Raw genomic sequence first — 19,194 nt, 5'->3', positions numbered from 1 at the left:
GCGAGGCCACCTGTAACCACGCTGCATTGGGCGACACGAAGCTTGCACAAGGCCTCGGGCGGGCTTGATCTGGGGACAAGTCGGGCGGGAGCAATGAAAATCTCCGCGCGCTTCTTCGGAACCGGCGAATCCTCTCGGGCTTGATGTAAAATAAGTTTCGATGTGGAGTCGGAGATGACGCAACCTGCGAAGGTCCAAGAGCCCTCGATGGAGGAGATTCTGGCGTCGATCCGTCGCATCATCGCCGATGACGAGGCGAAGCCAGCCGCGGCCGAGAAACCTGCTTCTGCCGCTGCACCGCCGCCGAAAGTCGAGCCGCCACCAGCAGCCAAGCCCGCAATGAAAAGCCCGCCGCCCGCAGCGCCCCCGGCCGCGAAGGCCGCAGCGTCAGCGCCAAAATCACCGCCGCCTGCGCCAGCGCCGGCCAGCAACAGTCAGGACGACATCGACTCACTGCTCGCCAGCCTCGACGAGGCGACGCCCGCGGCCGACATCCGGCCATCGCCGCAGCCCGAAGCCGACGTATTCGAGCTCACCGACGACATGGCGCTGCCGGAGCCGGCGGCCACACCGTCGTTCCGCAAGGTCGAGCCGCAGGACGATGTCGTGTTCACGGAAGCCCGCACGCGGGCGCCGGAGCCGATGCGAGAACCGGCTCGAGAGCGAGAACCGCCGGCCATCGAAACCGCGCCGATGCAGCAGATCATCTCGGGAACCACGATGCGGGCGGTCGAATCCGCCTTCAACTCGCTGGCCAACACCGTGCTGAGCAACAATGCTCGGACGCTGGAGGATCTGGTCAAGGAGATGCTGCGGCCGATGCTGAAGTCCTGGCTGGACGACAACCTGCCGGGGCTGGTCGAGCGGATCGTCAAGGCCGAGATCGAGCGGGTTTCGCGCGGGCGATAGCTCCGGCGCGGGCAGTAGCTCCTGCTGCAGGGGGCTTGGCAGCGCTCTATTCAGCCCCCAAATGCTCCAATGTGTCGGTTCCGATTGAATCAGAACCGAACCTCCAGCGTCCTTATTCGCCCGAAAACGCGCCAAACGCCGTTTTGACGTGCCGGTCCGGTTGACTTGGTGCGATCTGGCGGCTTTCTACCCTTTCCCCATGGTCCACAGCGCATTGTCATGATCGAGAAAAACTACCAGCCTGCCGATATCGAGCTCCGGATGGCCCAGCTCTGGGAGGAGAGCGGTGCGTTCAAGGCCGGCCGGCCCGAGCGCAAGGACGCCGCGCCCTTCACCATCGTGATCCCGCCGCCAAACGTGACCGGCTCGCTGCACATGGGCCATGCGCTCAACAACACGCTGCAGGACATCCTGTGCCGGTTCGAGCGGATGCGCGGCCGTGATGTGCTGTGGCAGCCCGGCACCGACCATGCCGGCATTGCCACCCAGATGGTGGTCGAGCGACAGTTGATGGAACGGCGGGAGCCGGGCCGGCGCGATATGGGCCGCGCCAAGTTCCTCGAGCGGGTCTGGCAGTGGAAGGCCGAGAGCGGCGGCACCATCGTCAACCAGCTCAAGCGTCTCGGCGCCTCCTGCGACTGGTCGCGCGAGCGCTTCACCATGGACGAGGGCCTGTCGCGCGCCGTCGTCAAGGTGTTCGTCGAGCTGCACCGAGAAGGGCTGATCTACAAGGACAAGCGGCTGGTCAACTGGGACCCGAAGCTGCTCACCGCGATCTCAGATCTCGAAGTGCAGCAGGTCGAGGTCAAGGGCCATCTCTGGTACCTTCGTTATCCGATCGAGGGCCGCAGCTTCAGTCCCGACGATCCCAAATCGTTCATCGTGGTCGCGACGACGCGTCCGGAGACCATGCTCGGCGACACCGCGGTCGCAGTTCATCCGGACGATGGGCGCTACACCGATCTGGTCGGCCAGCACGTGATCCTGCCGCTGGTCGGCCGCAAGATTCCGATCGTCGCCGACGACTATTCCGATCCCGAGAAGGGCTCGGGCGCCGTCAAGGTGACGCCGGCGCACGACTTCAACGACTTCGAGATCGGCAAGCGCCACGGCCTGCCGCAGATCAGCGTGCTCGACCAGGAAGGCTGCCTCAGCCTGATCGGCAACGAGGACTATCTGCGCGGCCTGCCTGTTGGCGCCGCCGAGTTCGCCGCCGAGTTCGACAAGATCGAACGCTTCGCCGCGCGCAAGAAGATCGTCGCAAGACTGGAGGAGTTCGGCTTCCTCGAGCGCATCGAGCCCAACACCCACATGGTGCCGCATGGCGACCGCTCCGGCGTCGTGATCGAGCCGTATCTCACCGACCAGTGGTATGTCGACGCCAAGACGCTGGCGCAGCCGGCGATCGCGGCGGTGCGCTCGGGCGAGACTACGTTCGTGCCGAAGAACTGGGAAAAGACCTATTTCGAGTGGATGGAGAACATCCAGCCCTGGTGCATCTCGCGCCAGCTCTGGTGGGGCCATCAGATTCCCGCGTGGTACGGGCCGGACGGCAAGGTGTTCGTCGCCGAGACCGAGGAAGAGGCGGTCGGCAACGCGCTCGGCTATTACGTCGAGCAGGAAGTCATCACGCCGGAGCAGGGCCACGATATGGCGGTCGATCCCGCCAAGCGCGAAGGCTTCATCACGCGCGACGAAGATGTGCTCGACACCTGGTTCTCGTCGGCGCTGTGGCCGTTCTCGACGCTGGGCTGGCCGGACGACACGCCGGAGGTCGCGCGCTACTACCCGACCAACACGCTGGTCACGGGCTTCGACATCATCTTCTTCTGGGTCGCCCGCATGATGATGATGGGCCTGCATTTCATGAAGCAGGCACCGTTCTCGACCGTCTACATCCACCGTCTCGTCCGTGACGAGAAGGGCGCGAAGATGTCGAAGTCGAAGGGCAACGTCATCGACCCGCTCGGCGTGATCGACGATTTCGGCGCCGACGCGCTGCGCTTCGCGCTGACCCGCGAGGCGGCGCAGGGCCACGACATCCGTCTGTCGCCGCATCTGGTCGAAACCAACCGCAACTTCGCGACCAAGTTCTGGAACGCGTGCCGCTTCGCCGAGATGAACGAGTGCGTGAAGCCGGACAGCTTCGATCCGAAGGGCGCCAAGGAGACGTTGAACCGCTGGATCGCGCACGAGACTTCGCGCGTCACCCGCGAGGTGACCGAGACGATCGAGGATCATCGCTTCAACGATGCGGCCGGTGCGATCTACCGTTTCGTCTGGAACGTGTTCTGCGACTGGTATCTCGAGCTAGCAAAGCCGGTTCTGATGGGCGAGGAGGGCGCCGCCAAGGCCGAGACCCGCGCCATGATCGCCTGGGCGCGCGACGAGATCCTCAAGCTGCTGCATCCGTTCATGCCCTTCATCACGGAGGAGCTGTGGGCCGTGACGGCAAAGCGCGACGGTCTGCTGGTGCTGGCGCCCTGGCCACGCAGGCCGGGCGTGACCGGCGAGCAGCTCGCCGCGATCGGGACCGCCGGTCCGGTCGTCGATCCGATCATTCCGCCGGTCATTGCCGCGCTCGACGCCGACGAGTTCAGCGATCCCGCGGCGGAAGCCGAGATCGGCTGGGTGGTCGATCTCGTCACGGCGATGCGGTCGGTGAAGGCCGAGATGAACATCCCGCCGTCGACGCTGACGCCGCTGGTGATCGTGACCTCATCTGAGGAGACGCGGGACCGCGCCCAGCGCTGGAACGACACCATCAAGCGCCTCGCGCGATTGTCGGACATTTCCTTCGCGGACGCCGCCCCGGAGGGCGCCATGCAGCTCTTGGTGCGCGGCGAAGTCGTCGCGCTGCCGCTGAAGGGCGTGATCGATCTTGCGGCCGAACGGGCGCGGCTGGAGAAGGAGCTCGGCAAGGCCGACGCCGACATCAAGCGGGTCGACGCCAAACTCTCCAACGAGAAGTTCGTCGCCAACGCGCCGGAAGAGCTCGTCGAGGAAGAGAAGGAAAAGCGCGCGGCGGCGCAGGAGCGTCGGGCCAAGATCCTCGAGGCGATCGAGCTGTTGAAGAAGGCGTCATAACGGGCAGCACGGGTAACGCTCAGAACCGCTTGCTGAGGAATTTCGATCCCTTCAGCCCATAGCGCCAGGGCAGCTCGACGGCCTTGGTGATGCCAATCCGCACACCGGTGACGATGTCGGGCGTCTCCGGCCGTGCGTGGAGCGCGATCGGGGGTCGATCGAGCGGCAGTTCGCTATGGGCGATGGTGATGCCCATCGCCTCGCACAGCTTGCCCGGCCCAGAGCACAGCGCGCGTTCGTCCTCGAGCCCGCGCCGCCGGCGCATCGCGGCGAGCCCATGGGTCGGCTCGATCGCGCGGATCAGCACGGCGCTGGCCGAGCCTGGCGCCTCGCAGACGAAATTGACGCACCAATGGATACCGTAGGAGCGGTAGACATAGGAGTAGCCAGGCGGGCCGAACATCACCTGATTGCGGGGGGTCGGTCCGTTGAACGAGTGAGCCGCCGGTTCGGTGTGATGGTAGGCCTCGACCTCGGTGATGATCCCGCCGACGCCGCCGACCAGGAAGGTTGCGCCGATCAGGTCGGGCGCGACCTCGTGGACGCTGCGGTCGAAGAAGGAGCGTTTCAGCGCCTTGCCGAGGTGCGGCGCGGGCGTCGTGGTCGATCGGGGTTTTTGAGCCATTTTGAGGTGGGAATCGGGCGGAACGGACCCTCGACACTGCCAATATATTGGCTGGTCTGCTAGGGTCGCATAGGCCGGGTTGCGAGCCGTGCCAACACGGATTAGCTATAGCCTCTCGCGACTTGCAGGCACAAATGGTCACCATCGTCGACACCATCTCCACCGCTCAGCTCCGCCCGCGTCACCCCGAAAAGGTGAACCGGCCGGATGCCGTGTCGCCGCCGAAGCCGGATTGGATCCGTGTTCGCGCGCCGAACACGCGCGGCTATGCGGATACGCGCCGCATCGTGAAGGAGAACGGCCTCGTCACGGTGTGCGAGGAGGCGGGCTGCCCCAACATTGGTGAGTGCTGGGACAAGAAGCACGCCACCTTCATGATCATGGGTGACACCTGCACGCGCGCCTGCGCGTTCTGCAACGTCAAGACCGGCATGCCTGGCGCGCTCGAGGCGAGCGAGCCGGACTATGTCGCCGAGGCGACCGCCAAGCTCGGGCTCACCCATGTCGTGGTGACCTCGGTCGACCGCGACGATCTCGCCGACGGCGGCGCCGAGCATTTTGCAGCGACCATCCGCGCCATCCGTGCCCGCTGCCCGACCACCACGATCGAGATTCTGACACCCGACTTCCTGCGCAAGGATGGTGCGCTCGAGCGCGTGGTCGCGGCCAAGCCCGACGTCTTCAACCACAATCTGGAAACCGTGCCGTCGCGCTATCTGACGGTCCGTCCCGGTGCCCGCTATTTCCATTCGATCCGGCTCTTGCAGCGGGTCAAGGAAATGGACCCGACCATCTTCACCAAGTCCGGCATCATGGTCGGCCTCGGCGAGGAGCGGCACGAGGTGTTGCAGGTGATGGACGATCTGCGCTCGGCCGAGGTCGATTTCCTGACCATCGGCCAGTATTTGCAGCCGACGCGCAAGCATCACGCCGTGATGCGCTACGTGACGCCGGACGAGTTCGCCGGCTACGAGCGCGTCGCCTATACCAAGGGTTTTCTGATGGTGTCGGCGAGCCCGCTGACACGCTCGTCGCACCATGCCGGCGAGGATTTTGCGAAGCTGCAGGCGGCTCGCTCGGCCCGCTGCCGCTAGTTTTTGAACGGCAGGAGGCCGGCGCCAACACGCGCCGCTGCCTGATCGAGCCTTGACCGAGTCTGGACGGGACCAATGCAACGCGTTCTGGTGATGGGATCGTCGGGGTCCGGCAAGTCGACCTTTGCGCGGCGGCTGTCCGCCATGACGGGCATTCCGACCGTGTCGATCGACGCGCTGTTCTGGAAGCCGGGCTGGGTCGAGTCCGACAAGGATGAATTCGAGCGCCGCATGAGCGAAGTCGCCCGCGCGCCGCGCTGGATCATGGATGGCAACTACACACGGCACGGTGCGGGTGAGCTGCGCCGCGAACTCTCCGATACGATCATCTGGTTCGACCTGCCGCGGTCGACCTGCATGCTCGGCATCTTCAGGCGGATTGCCGGCAGCTATGGCCAGGTTCGCCCCGAGATGGCGGAAGGCTGCCCGGAGAAGATCGATCTCGAATTCTTCCGTTACGTCTGGACCTATCGCCAGCAGCAGCGGCCGAAGCTGATCGAATATTTTTCAGGACTGCGCGCCGATCAATCGCTGGTGTGCTTCACCGCTCGGGCCCAGGCCGACGATTATCTGCAGCGTCTCGCACGCGAGCAAAACCGTGCGAGTATTCACTGATGCCACGATTCTCAAGCAAGCGGCGGGTCCGCCACACCGCACCTCAAATGTTCGATCTGGTCGCCGACGTCGAGCGCTATCCGGAATTCGTGCCGCTGTGCCAGGCGCTCAAGATCCGCCAGCGCACGCCAAAGGACGACGGCACCGAGATCGTGGTGGCCGACATGACGGTCTCGTTCAAGCTGGTGCGCGAAACCTTCACCAGCAGAGTGACGCTCGACCGGCCCAACCTGAAGATCCTGGTCGAATATCTGCGCGGCCCGTTCAGCAACCTGGAGAATCGCTGGAGCTTCGAGCCGAAGTCGGAGACCGAATGCGATGTCGGCTTCTTCCTGAACTACGAATTCAAGAGCCGAATGCTGGCGATGCTGATGGGCTCGATGTTCGACGCCGCGTTCTCGCGCTTTGCCGCCGCGTTCGAGAAGCGCGCCGACCAGGTTTACGGCAAGCCTCAGCTGTCGGCATAGCGAAGCCGTCTCGTTTGAATCTCCAGAACGCAAATGCCCGGCGCGGGGCCGGGCATGAACGATAATATGGGTGCGTTCGTCGCCATTACGGGCAGGAACGACGCACACCGCCCTTTGCGATGTAGGTGCCCGAAGCCGGGTCGTAGGAGCGGAAACGCTGCGAGCAATAGGCGTCGTTGTTGGCCTTGGCCTGACTTGCCGCGATGGCACCGCCGATGATCGCGCCCGCTGCTAGCCCACCGATGACTGCGCCGGCATTGCCGCCGCCGTGATAATGACGATGACCGTAGTAACCGCCGCGATAGCCGTATCGCGGGCCGCCATGCCAGTGACGGTACTGCACGTGCTCGACGGAGGTCGGCCGGTCCTGCAACCGCGCGGGCGCGAGCGGTGCGGCGAACGAGGGGGCAACAGTCGACAGCGTCATGGCGCCCGAGGCGATTGCGGCCACGACCAAAGTTCCCAACTTCATCATTTTCTCCTTGTTGTGAAATTTTGCTGCTTGGAAAAACAATTCAAACAGCAGAGTTGGAACAATAGAAAACGGCGAACCGACGTCGCAGTTCCGCCTGGGATTGGCGGCACTGGGTCGCAGTTGACACAGGGTAGTGTGAGGTTTGCCTTCGCGCGACTCGACTTGTGCCTATCCGCGCGGCGGCCGCCGGCGTTTCGCGGCGTGGCTTCGTGGCGATCGCGCCACCCGCGGCCGCAACCGGCTGGCGGCTTCGCGGCGGGGGGGCTTTGCCGCCTGCGGCGGGCGCGCGAGCTCCATCAGCATGCGTAGCGCCTCGACGACCGAGCGCTGCCGCACCGTGCTGCGGCCGATCGCGCCAAATCGCTGCTCACGATGAAGGATGCGGCCGTCGCGCGCGGCGACGGCAAAGTGCACCAGGCCGACCGGCTTGCCCGGCGTCGCACCGCCCGGGCCAGCGATCCCCGTGATCGAGACCGCCAGGTCGACGCCGGCCTTTTCCAGCGCGCCGATCGCCATCGCGGTTGCCGTTTCCTTGCTGACGGCGCCGAACGTCTCCAGCGTCGCCGCTTTGACGCCGAGCATCACCCGCTTGGCCTCGTTGGAATAGGTGACGAAGCCGCGGTCGATCACGTCGGACGATCCGGGAATGTCGGTGAGTGCGCCGGCGACCAGGCCGCCGGTACAGGATTCGGCGGTTGCGATCGTCAGCTTGCGCATCCGGCACAGGTCGAGCAGCGCGCGGGAGAGGGCACGAGCGTCGCTGCCGCCCATGTCAGGCACTCCAGCCTTTTTCATCCCAGGGCAAGCGAACCGTGGCGCTCGCGGTCGCCGCGATGCCTTCCTCACGGCCGGTGAAGCCGAGCCGCTCGCTGGTGGTCGCCTTGACCGCCACGCGCGAGATGTGGACGCCGGAGATCTCCGCGATCTTCGCCCGCATGGTGTCGCGCAGCGGTCCGATCTTTGGCCGCTCGCAAATCAGCGTCACCTCGAGATTGGCGATCCGTCCGCCGCGCGCAGTGACGCGCTCGACGGCGTATTTCAGGAATTGGTCGGAGGAGGCGCCCTTCCACTTGGCGTCGCTCGGCGGGAAATGCGAGCCGATGTCGCCGTCGGCCAGCGCGCCGAGGATCGCGTCGACCAGCGCATGCAGCCCGACATCGCCGTCGGAATGGGCCAGGAATCCCTTGGTGTGCGGCACGCGCACGCCGCAGATCATGACATGGTCGCCGTCGCCAAAGGCGTGCACGTCGTAGCCGGTGCCGGTCCTGATGTCGCCGAGCTGGCTTGCGAGCCGCGCTTCCTCGCGCACGAAATCTTCGGGGGTGGTGAGTTTCATGTTGGCAGCATCGCCTTCAAACGTCGCAACGGTCAATCCCGCCCATTCAGCAAGCGCGGCATCGTCGGTGAAATCGCTGCGGCCCTCGCGCGCCGCACGACGATGCGCCTCCAATATTACGTCGAAACGAAATGCCTGTGGCGTCTGCGCGATCCGCAGGCGGGCACGCTCCGGCGTCGCCTCGACATCGCCGGTATCGCCGGTGAGCTTGATCGTGTCGGTGACGGGAATGACAGGGATCGCGGCGCCGGTGCGGCCAGCCGCGGCGATCGCGCGGGAGATCACGGCTGCGGTGACGAAGGGGCGCGCGGCATCGTGGATCAGCACGATGTCAGGCTTCGCGCTGGCGAGCGCCTCGAGCCCGGCATGGACCGAGGCTTGCCGTGTCGCGCCGCCCGGTGTTGGCGGTTGATGGCGGAGGCCTGCGACCGCTTCATCGAACAGCGCGGCATCGTCAGGATTGACCACCGGCTGCACCGCGAACACGTCGCGATGTCCGGAGAACGCCTCCATGGCGCGGTAGATCACGGTCTGTCCGCCGATCATCCGGTACTGCTTTGGTCCGCCCGCGCCGGCGCGCAGTCCACGGCCGGCTGCGACAAGGATGGCTGCGGTACGCTCAGGCTTCGGCATGTTGAACCAGTGACAGACGAATCGGGATTGAGGGGGACGGCGGGAGACCACCGCGCACAGCCCTTAGCATGACCGCTGCGCAAAAACAGAGCGTTCGCCGATGACTGTGGGAAAAGCAGATTTTGTTGCAGTGCACTTGCAGTGGTGGTAGGAATGTCTAAACCGTAGGCATGAGCCTTGACTGCACAAGAATTGTGCGCAGAATAGGCGAGGTCGGCTGCAATGGCGTGGCTGACAGAACGACGAGACGGCTGTGACCGGCGTGCAAAGTACTCCTCGTAACCCATTGAAGATAGGTGATATTTCTGTCGGCAACCGGGTTCTCCTCGCGCCCATGTCCGGCATCACCGACGCGCCCTTCCGGCGACTCGCCGCCAATCTGGGGGCGGGCCTGGTGGTCTCCGAGATGACCGCCAGCGACGATCTGGTGAACGGCAAGCCGATGTCGAAGCTGCGTTGTGAGGCAGCCGGGATCGGGCCGCATGTGGTCCAGCTGGCCGGCTGCGAGACCCATTGGATGGCGGAGGGCGCGCGGATCGCCGAGGGCGCCGGCGCCGACATCATCGATATCAACATGGGTTGCCCGGCACGCCACGTGACCGGAGGCCAGTCCGGCTCGGCCTTGATGCGCGACGTCGACCACGCGGTCGCGTTGATCGAGGCGACCATCGTCGCAGTCAATGTGCCGGTGACGCTGAAGATGCGGCTCGGCTGGGACGATCGTTCGCTCAATGCGCCCGAACTGGCACGCCGCGCCGAGGCATCAGGCGTCCAGATGATCACCGTGCATGGCCGCACCCGCTGCCAGTTCTACAAGGGCGAGGCCGACTGGAACGCAGTACGCGCGGTCAAGGATGCCGTCACGATTCCGGTCGTGGTCAATGGCGATATCACCTCGTTCGACAAGGCTGTCGCCGCGCTGGAGATATCGGGCGCCGACGCCGTCATGATCGGGCGCGGCGCGCAGGGCCAGCCCTGGCTGCCCGGCCAGATCGGCCGCCGCCTCGAGACAGGGGTCGCCGAGGCTGCGCCGTCGCTCGCCGAGCAGCTCGAGCATGTTCGCGCGCTTTATGACGAGGTCTGCAGCCATTATGGCCTGCGCATCGGACTCAGGCATGCGCGCAAGCATCTGGGCTGGGCGCTGGAGACCGCTGCGACCTATAGCTGCGCGCCGGCGGCAACGCTGAAGACCTGGCGGCAGGCGATCCTGACCTCGGAGCAGCCGTCCAGTGTGCATCGCGCGCTCGAGGACGCCTACGACGATTTTGCCTGGAGTGCTGCCGCATGACGTCAGCCATGGAATTCCGCCGGCCCGTGCCTACTGATGGCGAGGCCATCCTCAACGCACTGCCCAATCCGGTGCTGCTGGTTGCACCCGACGGACGGATCGTCGACGCCAACATCGCCGCCGAATCCTTCTTCGAGATCTCGACGCAGTTCTTACGCCGGCAGTCGCTGAAGGAGCTGGTGCCGTTCGGCAGCCCGCTGCTCGCGCTGATCGAGCAGGTGCGGGCGAGCGGCTCGCCGGTCAACGAATACAAGGTCGATCTCGGCACGCCGCGGATCGGCGGCGATCGTCAGGTTGATCTGCACGTCGCGCCGCTGACCGAGCGGCCCGGGCATATCGTGGTGATGCTGCAGGAGCGCACCATCGCCGACAAGATGGACCGCCAGCTCACCCATCGCAGCGCGGCGCGCTCGGTGATCGCGCTGGCGGCGATGCTCGCACACGAGATCAAGAACCCGCTGTCGGGCATCCGCGGCGCCGCGCAGCTGCTGGAGCAGCAGGCGTCCTCCGAGGACCGGCTGCTGACGCGGCTGATCTGCGACGAGGCGGACCGTATCGTGACGCTGGTCGACCGCATGGAAGTGTTCGGCGACGACCGTCCGGTGGCGCGCGGCCCGGTCAACATCCATTCCGTGCTCGACCATGTGAAGCGGCTGGCGCAGTCCGGGTTCGCCCGCAACGTCCGCTTCATCGAGGATTACGATCCGTCGCTGCCGCCGGTTCTGGCCAATCAGGACCAGCTGATCCAGGTGTTCCTCAACCTCGTGAAGAACGCGGCCGAAGCGGTCGCCGATCTCGGCACCGATGCCGAGATCCACCTCACTACGGCGTTCCGGCCGGGCGTGCGGCTGTCGGTGCCCGGCAAAAAATCGCGGGTCTCGCTGCCGCTGGAATTCTGCGTCAAGGACAACGGCTCAGGCGTGCCGGAAGATCTGCTGCCGAACCTGTTCGATCCCTTCGTCACCACCAAGCAGACCGGAAGCGGGCTCGGCCTCGCGCTGGTCGCCAAGATCGTCGGCGATCACGGCGGCATCATCGAATGCGAGTCGCAGCCGCGCAAGACCATCTTCCGCGTGCTGATGCCGATGTACAGCGCCGCCAAACACCACGACCAAAGCAACCGCGATGACGTTCCGGGTACGTCCTCGCCTGCCTCTCAGGATACACGATGAGGAACACCAATGCCTGCAGGTAGCATACTTGTCGCTGACGACGACACCGCCATCCGGACCGTCCTGAACCAGGCGCTGTCACGCGCCGGCTACGAGGTGCGTCTGACTGGCAACGCTGCCACGCTGTGGCGCTGGGTCAGCCAGGGCGAGGGCGATCTCGTCATCACCGACGTGGTGATGCCGGACGAGAACGCGTTCGACCTGCTGCCGCGCATCAAGAAAATGCGGCCGAATCTGCCTGTCATCGTGATGAGCGCGCAGAACACCTTCATGACCGCGATCCGCGCCTCCGAGCGCGGCGCCTATGAATATCTGCCGAAGCCGTTCGACCTGAAGGAACTGATCACCATCGTCGGCCGCGCGCTGGCCGAGCCGAAGGAGCGGGTCTCCAGTCCCGCCGACGATGGCGAGTTCGACTCGATCCCGCTGGTCGGCCGCTCGCCTGCGATGCAGGAAATCTACCGCGTGCTGGCGCGGTTGATGCAGACCGATCTCACGGTGATGATCTCCGGCGAGTCCGGCACCGGCAAGGAGCTGGTCGCCCGCGCGCTGCACGATTACGGCCGGCGCCGCAACGGCCCGTTCGTCGCGGTCAACATGGCGGCGATCCCGCGCGACCTCATTGAGTCCGAGCTGTTCGGCCATGAGCGCGGCGCGTTCACCGGGGCCAATACTCGCGCCTCCGGCCGCTTCGAGCAGGCCGAGGGCGGCACGCTGTTCCTCGACGAGATCGGCGACATGCCGATGGAGGCGCAGACCCGTCTGCTGCGCGTGCTGCAGCAGGGCGAATACACCACCGTCGGCGGCCGGACCCCGATCAAGACCGACGTTCGCATCGTCGCGGCCTCCAACAAGGACCTGCGCATCCTGATTCAGCAGGGCTTGTTCCGCGAGGATCTGTTTTTCCGCCTCAACGTGGTACCGCTGCGGCTGCCGCCGTTGCGCGAGCGCATCGAGGATTTGCCCGACCTGATCCGGCATTTCTTCTCGCTTGCCGAGAAGGACGGCCTGCCGCCGAAGAAGCTCGATGCCCAAGCGCTGGAGCGGCTCAAGCAGCACCGCTGGCCGGGCAACGTCCGCGAACTGGAGAACCTCGCCCGACGGCTCGCCGCGCTCTATCCGCAGGACGTCATCACCGCCTCGGTCATCGACGGCGAGCTGGCGCCGCCGGCGGTGACCTCGGGCAGCACCGCGACTGTTGGCGTCGACAACCTCGGCGGCGCGGTCGAGGCCTATCTGTCCTCGCACTTCTCCGGCTTCCCGAACGGCGTGCCGCCGCCGGGCCTCTACCATCGCATCCTCAAGGAGATCGAGATCCCGCTGTTGACCGCCGCGCTGGCGGCGACCCGCGGCAACCAGATCCGGGCCGCCGACCTGCTCGGATTGAACCGCAACACCCTGCGCAAGAAGATCCGCGACCTCGACATCCAGGTCTACCGGAGCGGCGGGTAGCGGGCGCGGGCGCGAGGACGCACGCCAGTCATTGACTAGTCACAAATGGTTTTGCGGACACCGCGCTGCACCGCGGTTTGCGCCGCGGAAATGTCGCAATTCGGCAACATTGTGATATGATTGCATCAGTTCGCAATTCCCGCGGGCGATCGCACTCAGCTCAATTGCCGGTATGACCAGCGCAGAGACCACCGCTTCAACGTTACACGCGTCTACGGCCGAGCCCACAGCAGAGGCGCGGGGCTTCCCGCTGCGGCGCTGGCTGGCGCCGTTCGCCGTTGCGATCGCGCTGTTATCGGCCTTCCTGACCTTCGTGGTGCTGACCGGCCTGACCCCGATCGAACCGACTTCCGAGGTTGTCCGCTCCTTCCTGATGATCAACGCCGCCACCATCCTGCTGCTGGTCGGCATCATCGTCCGGGAAGTCTGGCAGATGGTGCAGGCGAGGCGGCGGGGCCGGGCGGCGGCAAGGCTGCACGTCCAGATCGTCGGCCTGTTCTCGGTGATCGCGGTCTTGCCGGCCGTGCTGGTGTCGATCGTCGCCAACGTCACCATCGAGCGCGGCCTCGACCGGCTGTTCTCCGGCCCCACCAAGCAGGTGATCCAGAACTCCCTGACGATTGCCAGCGCCTACATGCAGGAGCACGCGCAACTCATCAACGGCGACACGCTGGCGATGGCCAACGATCTCGCCCATGCGCGGCCGCTTTACGACCAGGATCGCATGACGTTCCTGCAGCTGATGACGGCCGGCGCCGAGGCGCGCAACCTGCCGGTCGCGGTGCTGATGGACAAGGACGGCAAGATCGTCGCCAGCGCCGAAACCGGCGTCCGCCTGAACTATGAAGCGCCGCCGCCGGACATCCTCAAGGACATCAACGAGACCGAGCCGAAGATCTCGGTCTTCCCCGAGAACTACGTCGCCTCCGTGGTCCGCCTGCGGGCCTATGACGACATGTTCCTGTACGTGGCGCGGCTGCTCGATCCGGCTGTCGTAGCCCAGCTCAAGCAGACCCAGACCAGCGCGGCCGAATACGCCCAGCTCGAGACCCGCCGGCTCGGCATCCAGGTGGCGTTCGCGCTGATGTTCGCCGTGATCGCGCTGACCATCCTGATGGCCTCGGTGCTGATCGGCCTCAACTTCGCCAACGGGCTGGTATCGCCGATCCGCCAGCTGATGGGGGCGGCGAGTGAGGTCTCGACCGGCAACCTCAATGTCCAGGTGCCGGTCCACAAATCGGCGAGCGACCTCGCGCTGCTCGGCGAGATCTTCAACAAGATGACCCAGGAGCTGCGCACCCAGCGCAACGAGCTGGTCGACGCCAGCGAGACCATCGACAGCCGCCGCCGCTTCATCGAAGCGGTGCTGTCGTCGGCCAGCGCAGGGATCATCGGGGTCGATGCCTCCGGCAGCGTCGGCATTCTCAACCGCTCAGCGGAGAAGCTGATCGGGCATGCCGAGTCGGAGACGCTCGGCCATCCGCTCTCGGACGTGCTGCCCGAGCTCGACGAGATGATGAAGACGGCGCGCGAGGGCACGCAGCGCCTGGTGCAGGGACAGGTCACGATCCTGCGCGACGGCAATGAGCGCAATCTGTCGGTCCGCGTCTCGGCAGAGCAGACCAGCCAGTCGCGCGACAGCTACATCATCACCCTCGACGACATCACCGAATTGGTCTCCGCGCAGCGCACTTCGGCCTGGGGCGACGTCGCCCGCCGCATTGCGCATGAGATCAAGAATCCGCTGACGCCGATCCAGCTGTCCGCCGAGCGGATTCGCCGCAAGTTCGGCAAGACCATCACCGAGGAAAAGGACAAGTCGATCTTCGAGCAATGCACCGATACCATCGTGCGGCAGGTCGACGACATCAGGCGCATGGTCGACGAGTTCTCGCGCTTTGCCCGAATGCCGAAGCCCGTGATGGAAGGCGAGGACGTCGCCGACGTGGTGCGCCAGGCGGTGTTCCTGATGAAGGTCGCCCATCCCGACCTCGACATCGAGGCCGACATCAAGCAGTCGCCGCTGCCGGCGCAGTTCGATCGCAGGCTGATCTCGCAGGCGCTGACCAACATCATCAAGAACGCGACCGAGGCGATCGAGCAGGTGCCGCGCGAGGAGCTCGGCAAGGGCCGCATCGACGTCGTGGCGCAGCGCGAAGGCGACGACATCCTGATCGATGTCGTCGATAACGGCATCGGCCTGCCGAAGGTCGCCCGCGCGCGTCTGCTCGAGCCCTACGTCACGACGCGGGCGAAGGGGACCGGCCTCGGCCTTGCGATCGTCGGCCGCGTTCTGGAGGACCATGGCGGCCGCATCGAGCTCAAGGACGCGTCCGATTTCCGCGAGGGCCAGCGCGGTGCCTGGATGCGGCTGCGCTTTGCCGTCACGGGCCAGGCGGCCAAACCTGAGAACAAACCGGAGCACAAGGAACAAAGGCCGGACGTGACTTCATCCGACCCCGACAGTGAAAAAAATCCACTGCAAGAGCCGACCAACGGCCCGGCACAGGCGACCAACAATGAGCCAAAATCCGATCAGCAAGAACCAAATAACCAAGAGCCAAATGCGCAAGAGCCAACAAGCCAAGAGCCAAAAATCAAAGCCGCGACGGGCGACTGACAACGCAGGTGTAACCCATGGCAAGTGACATTCTGATTGTCGACGACGAAGCTGACATTCGTGACCTCGTTGCGGGTATCCTGGACGATGAGGGGTTCTCCACGCGCACCGCGCGCGACAGCGATTCGGCGCTTGCCGAGATCGCCAACCGCCGCCCGAACCTGGTCTTCCTCGACATCTGGCTGCAGGGCTCCAAGCTCGACGGCCTGCAGCTGCTCGAGCAGATCAAGAAGGACAACGCCGATCTGCCGGTCGTGATGATCTCCGGCCACGGCAACATCGAAACCGCCGTCGCCGCGATCAAGCGCGGCGCCTATGACTTCATCGAGAAGCCGTTCAAGTCGGACCGGCTGATCCTGGTCGCGACACGGGCGCTGGAGACCTCGCGGCTGAAGCGCGAGGTCAAGGAGCTCAAGCAATTGGCGCCGGCGGCCAGCGTCCTGACCGGGCGCTCGGCCTGCATGAACCAGCTGCGCCAGACAATCGACCGCGCCGCCAAGGCCAACAGCCGCATCCTGATCGTCGGACCCTCCGGCGCCGGCAAGGAACTCGCCGCGCGCACGCTGCATCATGCATCGGGACGCGCCGAAGGACCGTTCGTGGTGATCAACGCGGCCGCGATCACGCCGGAGCGCATGGAGATCGAGCTGTTCGGCATCGAGGGATCGAACGGCGAACAGCAGCGCAAGGCCGGCGCGCTCGAGGAGGCGCATGGCGGCACGCTGTTCATCGACGAGATCGCGGACATGCCGCGCGAGACCCAGAACAAGATCCTGCGCGTGCTGGTCGATCAGACCTTCCAGCGCCAGGGCGGCACCAGCAAGGTGCATGTTGACGTCCGCATCATCTCTTCGACCGCGCGCAATCTGGAGGAAGAGATCGCCGCGGGCCGTTTCCGCGAGGACCTCTATCATCGCCTCTCGGTGGTGCCGATCCGGGTGCCGCCGCTGTCGGAGCGCCGCGAGGATATCCCCGAGCTGATTGACTACTTCATGGATCAGATCTCGGCCGCCACCGGCCTGCCCAAGCGGCAGATCGGGCAGGACGCGATGGCGGTGCTGCAGTCGCATGTCTGGCCGGGCAACGTCCGCCAGCTCCGCAATAACGTCGAGCGGGTGATGATCCTGGCCGGCGGCGGCCCTGAGGCGATCATCACCGCCGACATGCTGCCGCAGGACGTCGGCTCCATGGTGCCGGCGATGCCGACCTCCAACAACGGCGAGCACATCATGGGCCTGCCGTTGCGCGAGGCGCGCGAGGTGTTCGAGCGCGATTACCTGATCGCCCAGATCAGCCGCTTCTCCGGCAACATTTCGCGTACAGCCGAGTTCGTCGGCATGGAGCGCTCTGCGCTGCACCGCAAATTGAAAGCGCTCGGGGTCGGCTGACGCTGATATACCTGGGCCGGCAATTGCCGGCGGCTCGGCGCGAAGCCCCGGCGGTCACCCCGCCGGGAAAAAAGGACAGTTGAGCCGGCCAGCGAGGTAGGGCAGGGCCGGTACAACCGGGGGATTTATCCACTCTCCACGAGAATATTCGTCTCTTTCCCTGCACTTTCTTAGAATTGCCACCGTGTTCCTACCGACTGCACCGCGAACCGGCTTGCCTAAAAAGCGCGCGTGGCCTCTAATCCTACCGCTACGCCTGCCAGAGGGGGATCTCAGGGCAGGCGGGCAGCCGGAGGAGGCTCCGTCAGAGAGCCGCAACCGGTTCAATAAAAAGAAGCACAAGCTTGCGGGACAAAAACAATGGCGGCAGACCGCGCACAAAATCTACAAGACACCTTCCTTAATCACGTTCGTAAAACAAAGACGCCACTGACGATATTTCTGGTCAACGGGGTAAAGCTGCAAGGCATTGTCACATGGTTCGACAATTTCTGCTTGCTGCTGCGGCGCGACGGTCACTCGCAGCTTGTCTACAAGCACGCGATCTCGACCATCATGCCGGGAGCTCCGATTCAGCTGTTCGAAGGTGGCGAGGACGCACCGGCTTGAGAGTGAACTGATTGGAACCCTTCAATCGTGAAGGGGGCGCCGACCGGACCAAGTCTAGGCCTGGGTCGGCGGGGGACTTGAGCACCGGGCGGGTGATCGTCATCGGCCCGTACATGCGCGCGCGCCGTGACGACGGCGGTGCGCAAACGGATTCGTCTGTCCGCGACTATGAAGCGCGGATCGAGGAGGCCGCAGGCCTCGCCGGTGCAATCGACCTCATCGTGGTGGAATCCGTCGTCGCACCGATCAGCCAGATCCGGCCGGCAACCTATCTCGGCAAGGGCAAGGTCGAGGAAATCAAGGGCCTCGTCGCCGGCGACAAGGTCGAGCTCGTGGTGATGGATTGCGCGCTGTCGCCGATCCAGCAGCGCAATCTCGAGAAGGCCTGGAGCACCAAGGTGCTCGACCGCACCGGCCTGATCCTGGAAATCTTCGGCCGCCGCGCCAAGACCAAGGAAGGCGCGCTACAGGTCGAGCTCGCCCATCTCAATTACCAGCGCAGCCGCCTGGTGCGGTCGTGGACCCATCTCGAGCGCCAGCGCGGCGGCTTCGGCTTCATGGGCGGCCCCGGCGAAACCCAGATCGAGGCCGACCGCCGCCTGATCAGCGAACGCATCACCAAGCTCGAAGGCGAGTTGAAGAAGGTGCAGGCGACGCGGCGGTTGCATCGCGCCGGACGCCAGCGCGTGCCGTACCGCGTGGTGGCGCTGGTCGGCTACACCAATGCCGGCAAATCGACCCTGTTCAATCGCCTGACGCGCGCCGACGTGCAGGCTGCCGACATGCTGTTTGCGACGCTCGACCCCACCCTGCGCGCGCTCAACCTGCCGCATGGCGGCAAGGCGATGCTGTCGGACACGGTCGGTTTCATCTCCAATCTGCCGACCCAGCTGGTAGCTGCTTTTCGCGCCACGCTGGAGGAGGTGCTGGAAGCCGACATCATCCTGCATGTCCGCGACATCTCCCACGAGGATGCGGAGGCGCAGGAGCGCGACGTCGAGGCGGTGCTGCACCAGCTCGGCATCGATTCCGACGCCGATGGCGGCGAGCGCATCATCGAGGTCTGGAACAAGATCGACCGCTTCGACCCCGAGGAGCGTGACAATCTGCGCAACATCGCCGCGCGCCGGCCGCCGGAGCGGCCGTGCTTCCTGGTATCGGCCGTCACTGGCGAGGGAATCGAGCAGCTCCTGACCGCGATCGAGGATCGCCTCGCGGCCAAGCGTATCACGCTCAATCTTTCGATCGACGCCTCCGACGGCGCCGGGATCAGCTGGCTGCATCGCAACGCCGAGGTCCTGAACAAGGAGCTCAAGGGCGAGCGCTTCGACATGACGGTGCGGGTCGACGAGACCAAGCGCGACATCGTCATGTCACGATTCGATGCTCTGCCGCACGGGACGTAAACGTCCCGGACATCCGTG

16 protein-coding genes are annotated in these 19,194 nt (G+C 65.2%); 12 read left to right on the top strand and 4 right to left on the bottom strand.

All coding sequences use genetic code 11. From position 1 onward, the window contains the following. Positions 1-174 precede the first annotated feature (174 nt). Together AKN83_RS19425 and AKN83_RS19420 are read left to right on the top strand one after the other, a co-directional pair. Complete coding sequence (locus AKN83_RS19425) at positions 175-909, top strand: PopZ family protein (protein WP_050404537.1); 735 nt, start codon at positions 175-177, stop codon at positions 907-909. 219 nt (positions 910-1,128) lie between these two features. After that, on the top strand, positions 1,129-3,996 hold the full coding sequence (locus tag AKN83_RS19420) for a valine--tRNA ligase (RefSeq protein WP_050404536.1): 2,868 nt from the start codon (positions 1,129-1,131) through the stop codon (positions 3,994-3,996). Between the two features lie 19 nt (positions 3,997-4,015). On the opposite strand, the gene AKN83_RS19415 is transcribed toward AKN83_RS19420, so the two are convergent. Continuing rightward, the gene (locus AKN83_RS19415; RefSeq protein ID WP_050404535.1) at positions 4,016-4,621 is read right to left on the bottom strand and encodes a DNA-3-methyladenine glycosylase; all 606 of its coding nucleotides are present in this window, start codon (positions 4,619-4,621) and stop codon (positions 4,016-4,018) included. A gap of 134 nt (positions 4,622-4,755) precedes the next feature. On the opposite strand from AKN83_RS19415, the gene lipA reads away from it, so the two are divergent. From lipA to AKN83_RS19400, 3 genes are all read left to right on the top strand, one after another. Continuing rightward, a complete protein-coding gene (gene lipA / locus AKN83_RS19410) occupies positions 4,756-5,715 on the top strand; it encodes a lipoyl synthase (RefSeq protein ID WP_050404534.1) in 960 nt (319 codons plus the stop codon). 75 nt (positions 5,716-5,790) lie between these two features. Further along, complete coding sequence (locus tag AKN83_RS19405; protein ID WP_050404533.1) at positions 5,791-6,330, top strand: P-loop NTPase family protein; 540 nt, start codon at positions 5,791-5,793, stop codon at positions 6,328-6,330. After that, positions 6,330-6,797, top strand: coding sequence for a type II toxin-antitoxin system RatA family toxin (locus AKN83_RS19400; RefSeq protein ID WP_050404532.1), 468 nt, complete (start codon positions 6,330-6,332; stop codon positions 6,795-6,797). The genes AKN83_RS19405 and AKN83_RS19400 overlap by 1 nt, the downstream gene beginning before the upstream one ends. Positions 6,798-6,882: 85 nt before the next feature. Here the strand turns inward: AKN83_RS19400 and AKN83_RS19395 are convergent, their stop codons facing one another. The 3 genes from AKN83_RS19395 to AKN83_RS19385 form a co-directional block, all read right to left on the bottom strand. Further along, positions 6,883-7,272 carry a BA14K family protein gene (locus tag AKN83_RS19395; protein ID WP_050404531.1) on the bottom strand — a complete coding sequence of 130 codons (390 nt, stop codon included), beginning with the start codon at positions 7,270-7,272 and terminating at the stop codon, positions 6,883-6,885. Between the two features lie 168 nt (positions 7,273-7,440). Continuing rightward, positions 7,441-8,043, bottom strand: coding sequence for a CinA family protein (locus AKN83_RS19390; RefSeq protein WP_050404530.1), 603 nt, complete (start codon positions 8,041-8,043; stop codon positions 7,441-7,443). Between the two features lies 1 nt (position 8,044). Further along, positions 8,045-9,241, bottom strand: coding sequence for a bifunctional 2-C-methyl-D-erythritol 4-phosphate cytidylyltransferase/2-C-methyl-D-erythritol 2,4-cyclodiphosphate synthase (locus tag AKN83_RS19385; protein ID WP_050404529.1), 1,197 nt, complete (start codon positions 9,239-9,241; stop codon positions 8,045-8,047). A 286-nt stretch (positions 9,242-9,527) separates the two neighbouring features. On the opposite strand from AKN83_RS19385, the gene dusB reads away from it, so the two are divergent. The 7 genes from dusB to hflX all read left to right on the top strand — a co-directional run bounded on the left by dusB (position 9,528) and on the right by hflX (position 19,176). After that, positions 9,528-10,529, top strand: a complete 1,002-nt coding sequence (gene dusB, locus AKN83_RS19380) for a tRNA dihydrouridine synthase DusB (RefSeq protein ID WP_083992138.1) — start codon at positions 9,528-9,530, stop codon at positions 10,527-10,529. Continuing rightward, positions 10,526-11,701 (top strand): two-component system sensor histidine kinase NtrB, encoded by a 1,176-nt coding sequence (locus AKN83_RS19375; protein ID WP_050404527.1) that lies wholly within the window; start codon positions 10,526-10,528, stop codon positions 11,699-11,701. Before dusB ends, AKN83_RS19375 begins: the two co-directional genes overlap by 4 nt. 9 nt (positions 11,702-11,710) lie before the next feature. After that, positions 11,711-13,153 (top strand): nitrogen regulation protein NR(I), encoded by a 1,443-nt coding sequence (gene ntrC / locus AKN83_RS19370; RefSeq protein ID WP_021079341.1) that lies wholly within the window; start codon positions 11,711-11,713, stop codon positions 13,151-13,153. Between the two features lie 172 nt (positions 13,154-13,325). Next, positions 13,326-15,773, top strand: coding sequence for a sensor histidine kinase NtrY-like (locus AKN83_RS19365; protein ID WP_050404526.1), 2,448 nt, complete (start codon positions 13,326-13,328; stop codon positions 15,771-15,773). Between the two features lie 17 nt (positions 15,774-15,790). Beyond that, positions 15,791-17,161 (top strand): nitrogen assimilation response regulator NtrX, encoded by a 1,371-nt coding sequence (gene ntrX / locus AKN83_RS19360; protein WP_021079343.1) that lies wholly within the window; start codon positions 15,791-15,793, stop codon positions 17,159-17,161. A gap of 360 nt (positions 17,162-17,521) precedes the next feature. Continuing rightward, on the top strand, positions 17,522-17,770 hold the full coding sequence (hfq, locus tag AKN83_RS19355; protein WP_006020546.1) for an RNA chaperone Hfq: 249 nt from the start codon (positions 17,522-17,524) through the stop codon (positions 17,768-17,770). An 11-nt stretch (positions 17,771-17,781) separates the two neighbouring features. Then, positions 17,782-19,176, top strand: coding sequence for a GTPase HflX (hflX, locus tag AKN83_RS19350; protein ID WP_050404525.1), 1,395 nt, complete (start codon positions 17,782-17,784; stop codon positions 19,174-19,176). The last annotated feature ends 18 nt before the right edge of the window (positions 19,177-19,194 follow it).

It is taken from the genome of Bradyrhizobium embrapense (assembly GCF_001189235.2).
GTDB classification, from domain to species: domain Bacteria; phylum Pseudomonadota; class Alphaproteobacteria; order Rhizobiales; family Xanthobacteraceae; genus Bradyrhizobium; species Bradyrhizobium embrapense.
This window is presented reverse-complemented; position numbering and strand designations above follow the sequence as displayed.

Coding starts and splice junctions, on each gene's coding strand:
- AKN83_RS19425 (WP_050404537.1), top strand. CDS start 175: ATGACGCAACCTGCGAAGGTCCAAGAGCCCTCGATGGAGGAGATTCTG.
- AKN83_RS19420 (WP_050404536.1), top strand. CDS start 1,129: ATGATCGAGAAAAACTACCAGCCTGCCGATATCGAGCTCCGGATGGCC.
- AKN83_RS19415 (WP_050404535.1), bottom strand. CDS start 4,621: ATGGCTCAAAAACCCCGATCGACCACGACGCCCGCGCCGCACCTCGGC.
- lipA (WP_050404534.1), top strand. CDS start 4,756: ATGGTCACCATCGTCGACACCATCTCCACCGCTCAGCTCCGCCCGCGT.
- AKN83_RS19405 (WP_050404533.1), top strand. CDS start 5,791: ATGCAACGCGTTCTGGTGATGGGATCGTCGGGGTCCGGCAAGTCGACC.
- AKN83_RS19400 (WP_050404532.1), top strand. CDS start 6,330: ATGCCACGATTCTCAAGCAAGCGGCGGGTCCGCCACACCGCACCTCAA.
- AKN83_RS19395 (WP_050404531.1), bottom strand. CDS start 7,272: ATGATGAAGTTGGGAACTTTGGTCGTGGCCGCAATCGCCTCGGGCGCC.
- AKN83_RS19390 (WP_050404530.1), bottom strand. CDS start 8,043: ATGGGCGGCAGCGACGCTCGTGCCCTCTCCCGCGCGCTGCTCGACCTG.
- AKN83_RS19385 (WP_050404529.1), bottom strand. CDS start 9,241: ATGCCGAAGCCTGAGCGTACCGCAGCCATCCTTGTCGCAGCCGGCCGT.
- AKN83_RS19375 (WP_050404527.1), top strand. CDS start 10,526: ATGACGTCAGCCATGGAATTCCGCCGGCCCGTGCCTACTGATGGCGAG.
- ntrC (WP_021079341.1), top strand. CDS start 11,711: ATGCCTGCAGGTAGCATACTTGTCGCTGACGACGACACCGCCATCCGG.
- AKN83_RS19365 (WP_050404526.1), top strand. CDS start 13,326: ATGACCAGCGCAGAGACCACCGCTTCAACGTTACACGCGTCTACGGCC.
- ntrX (WP_021079343.1), top strand. CDS start 15,791: ATGGCAAGTGACATTCTGATTGTCGACGACGAAGCTGACATTCGTGAC.
- hfq (WP_006020546.1), top strand. CDS start 17,522: ATGGCGGCAGACCGCGCACAAAATCTACAAGACACCTTCCTTAATCAC.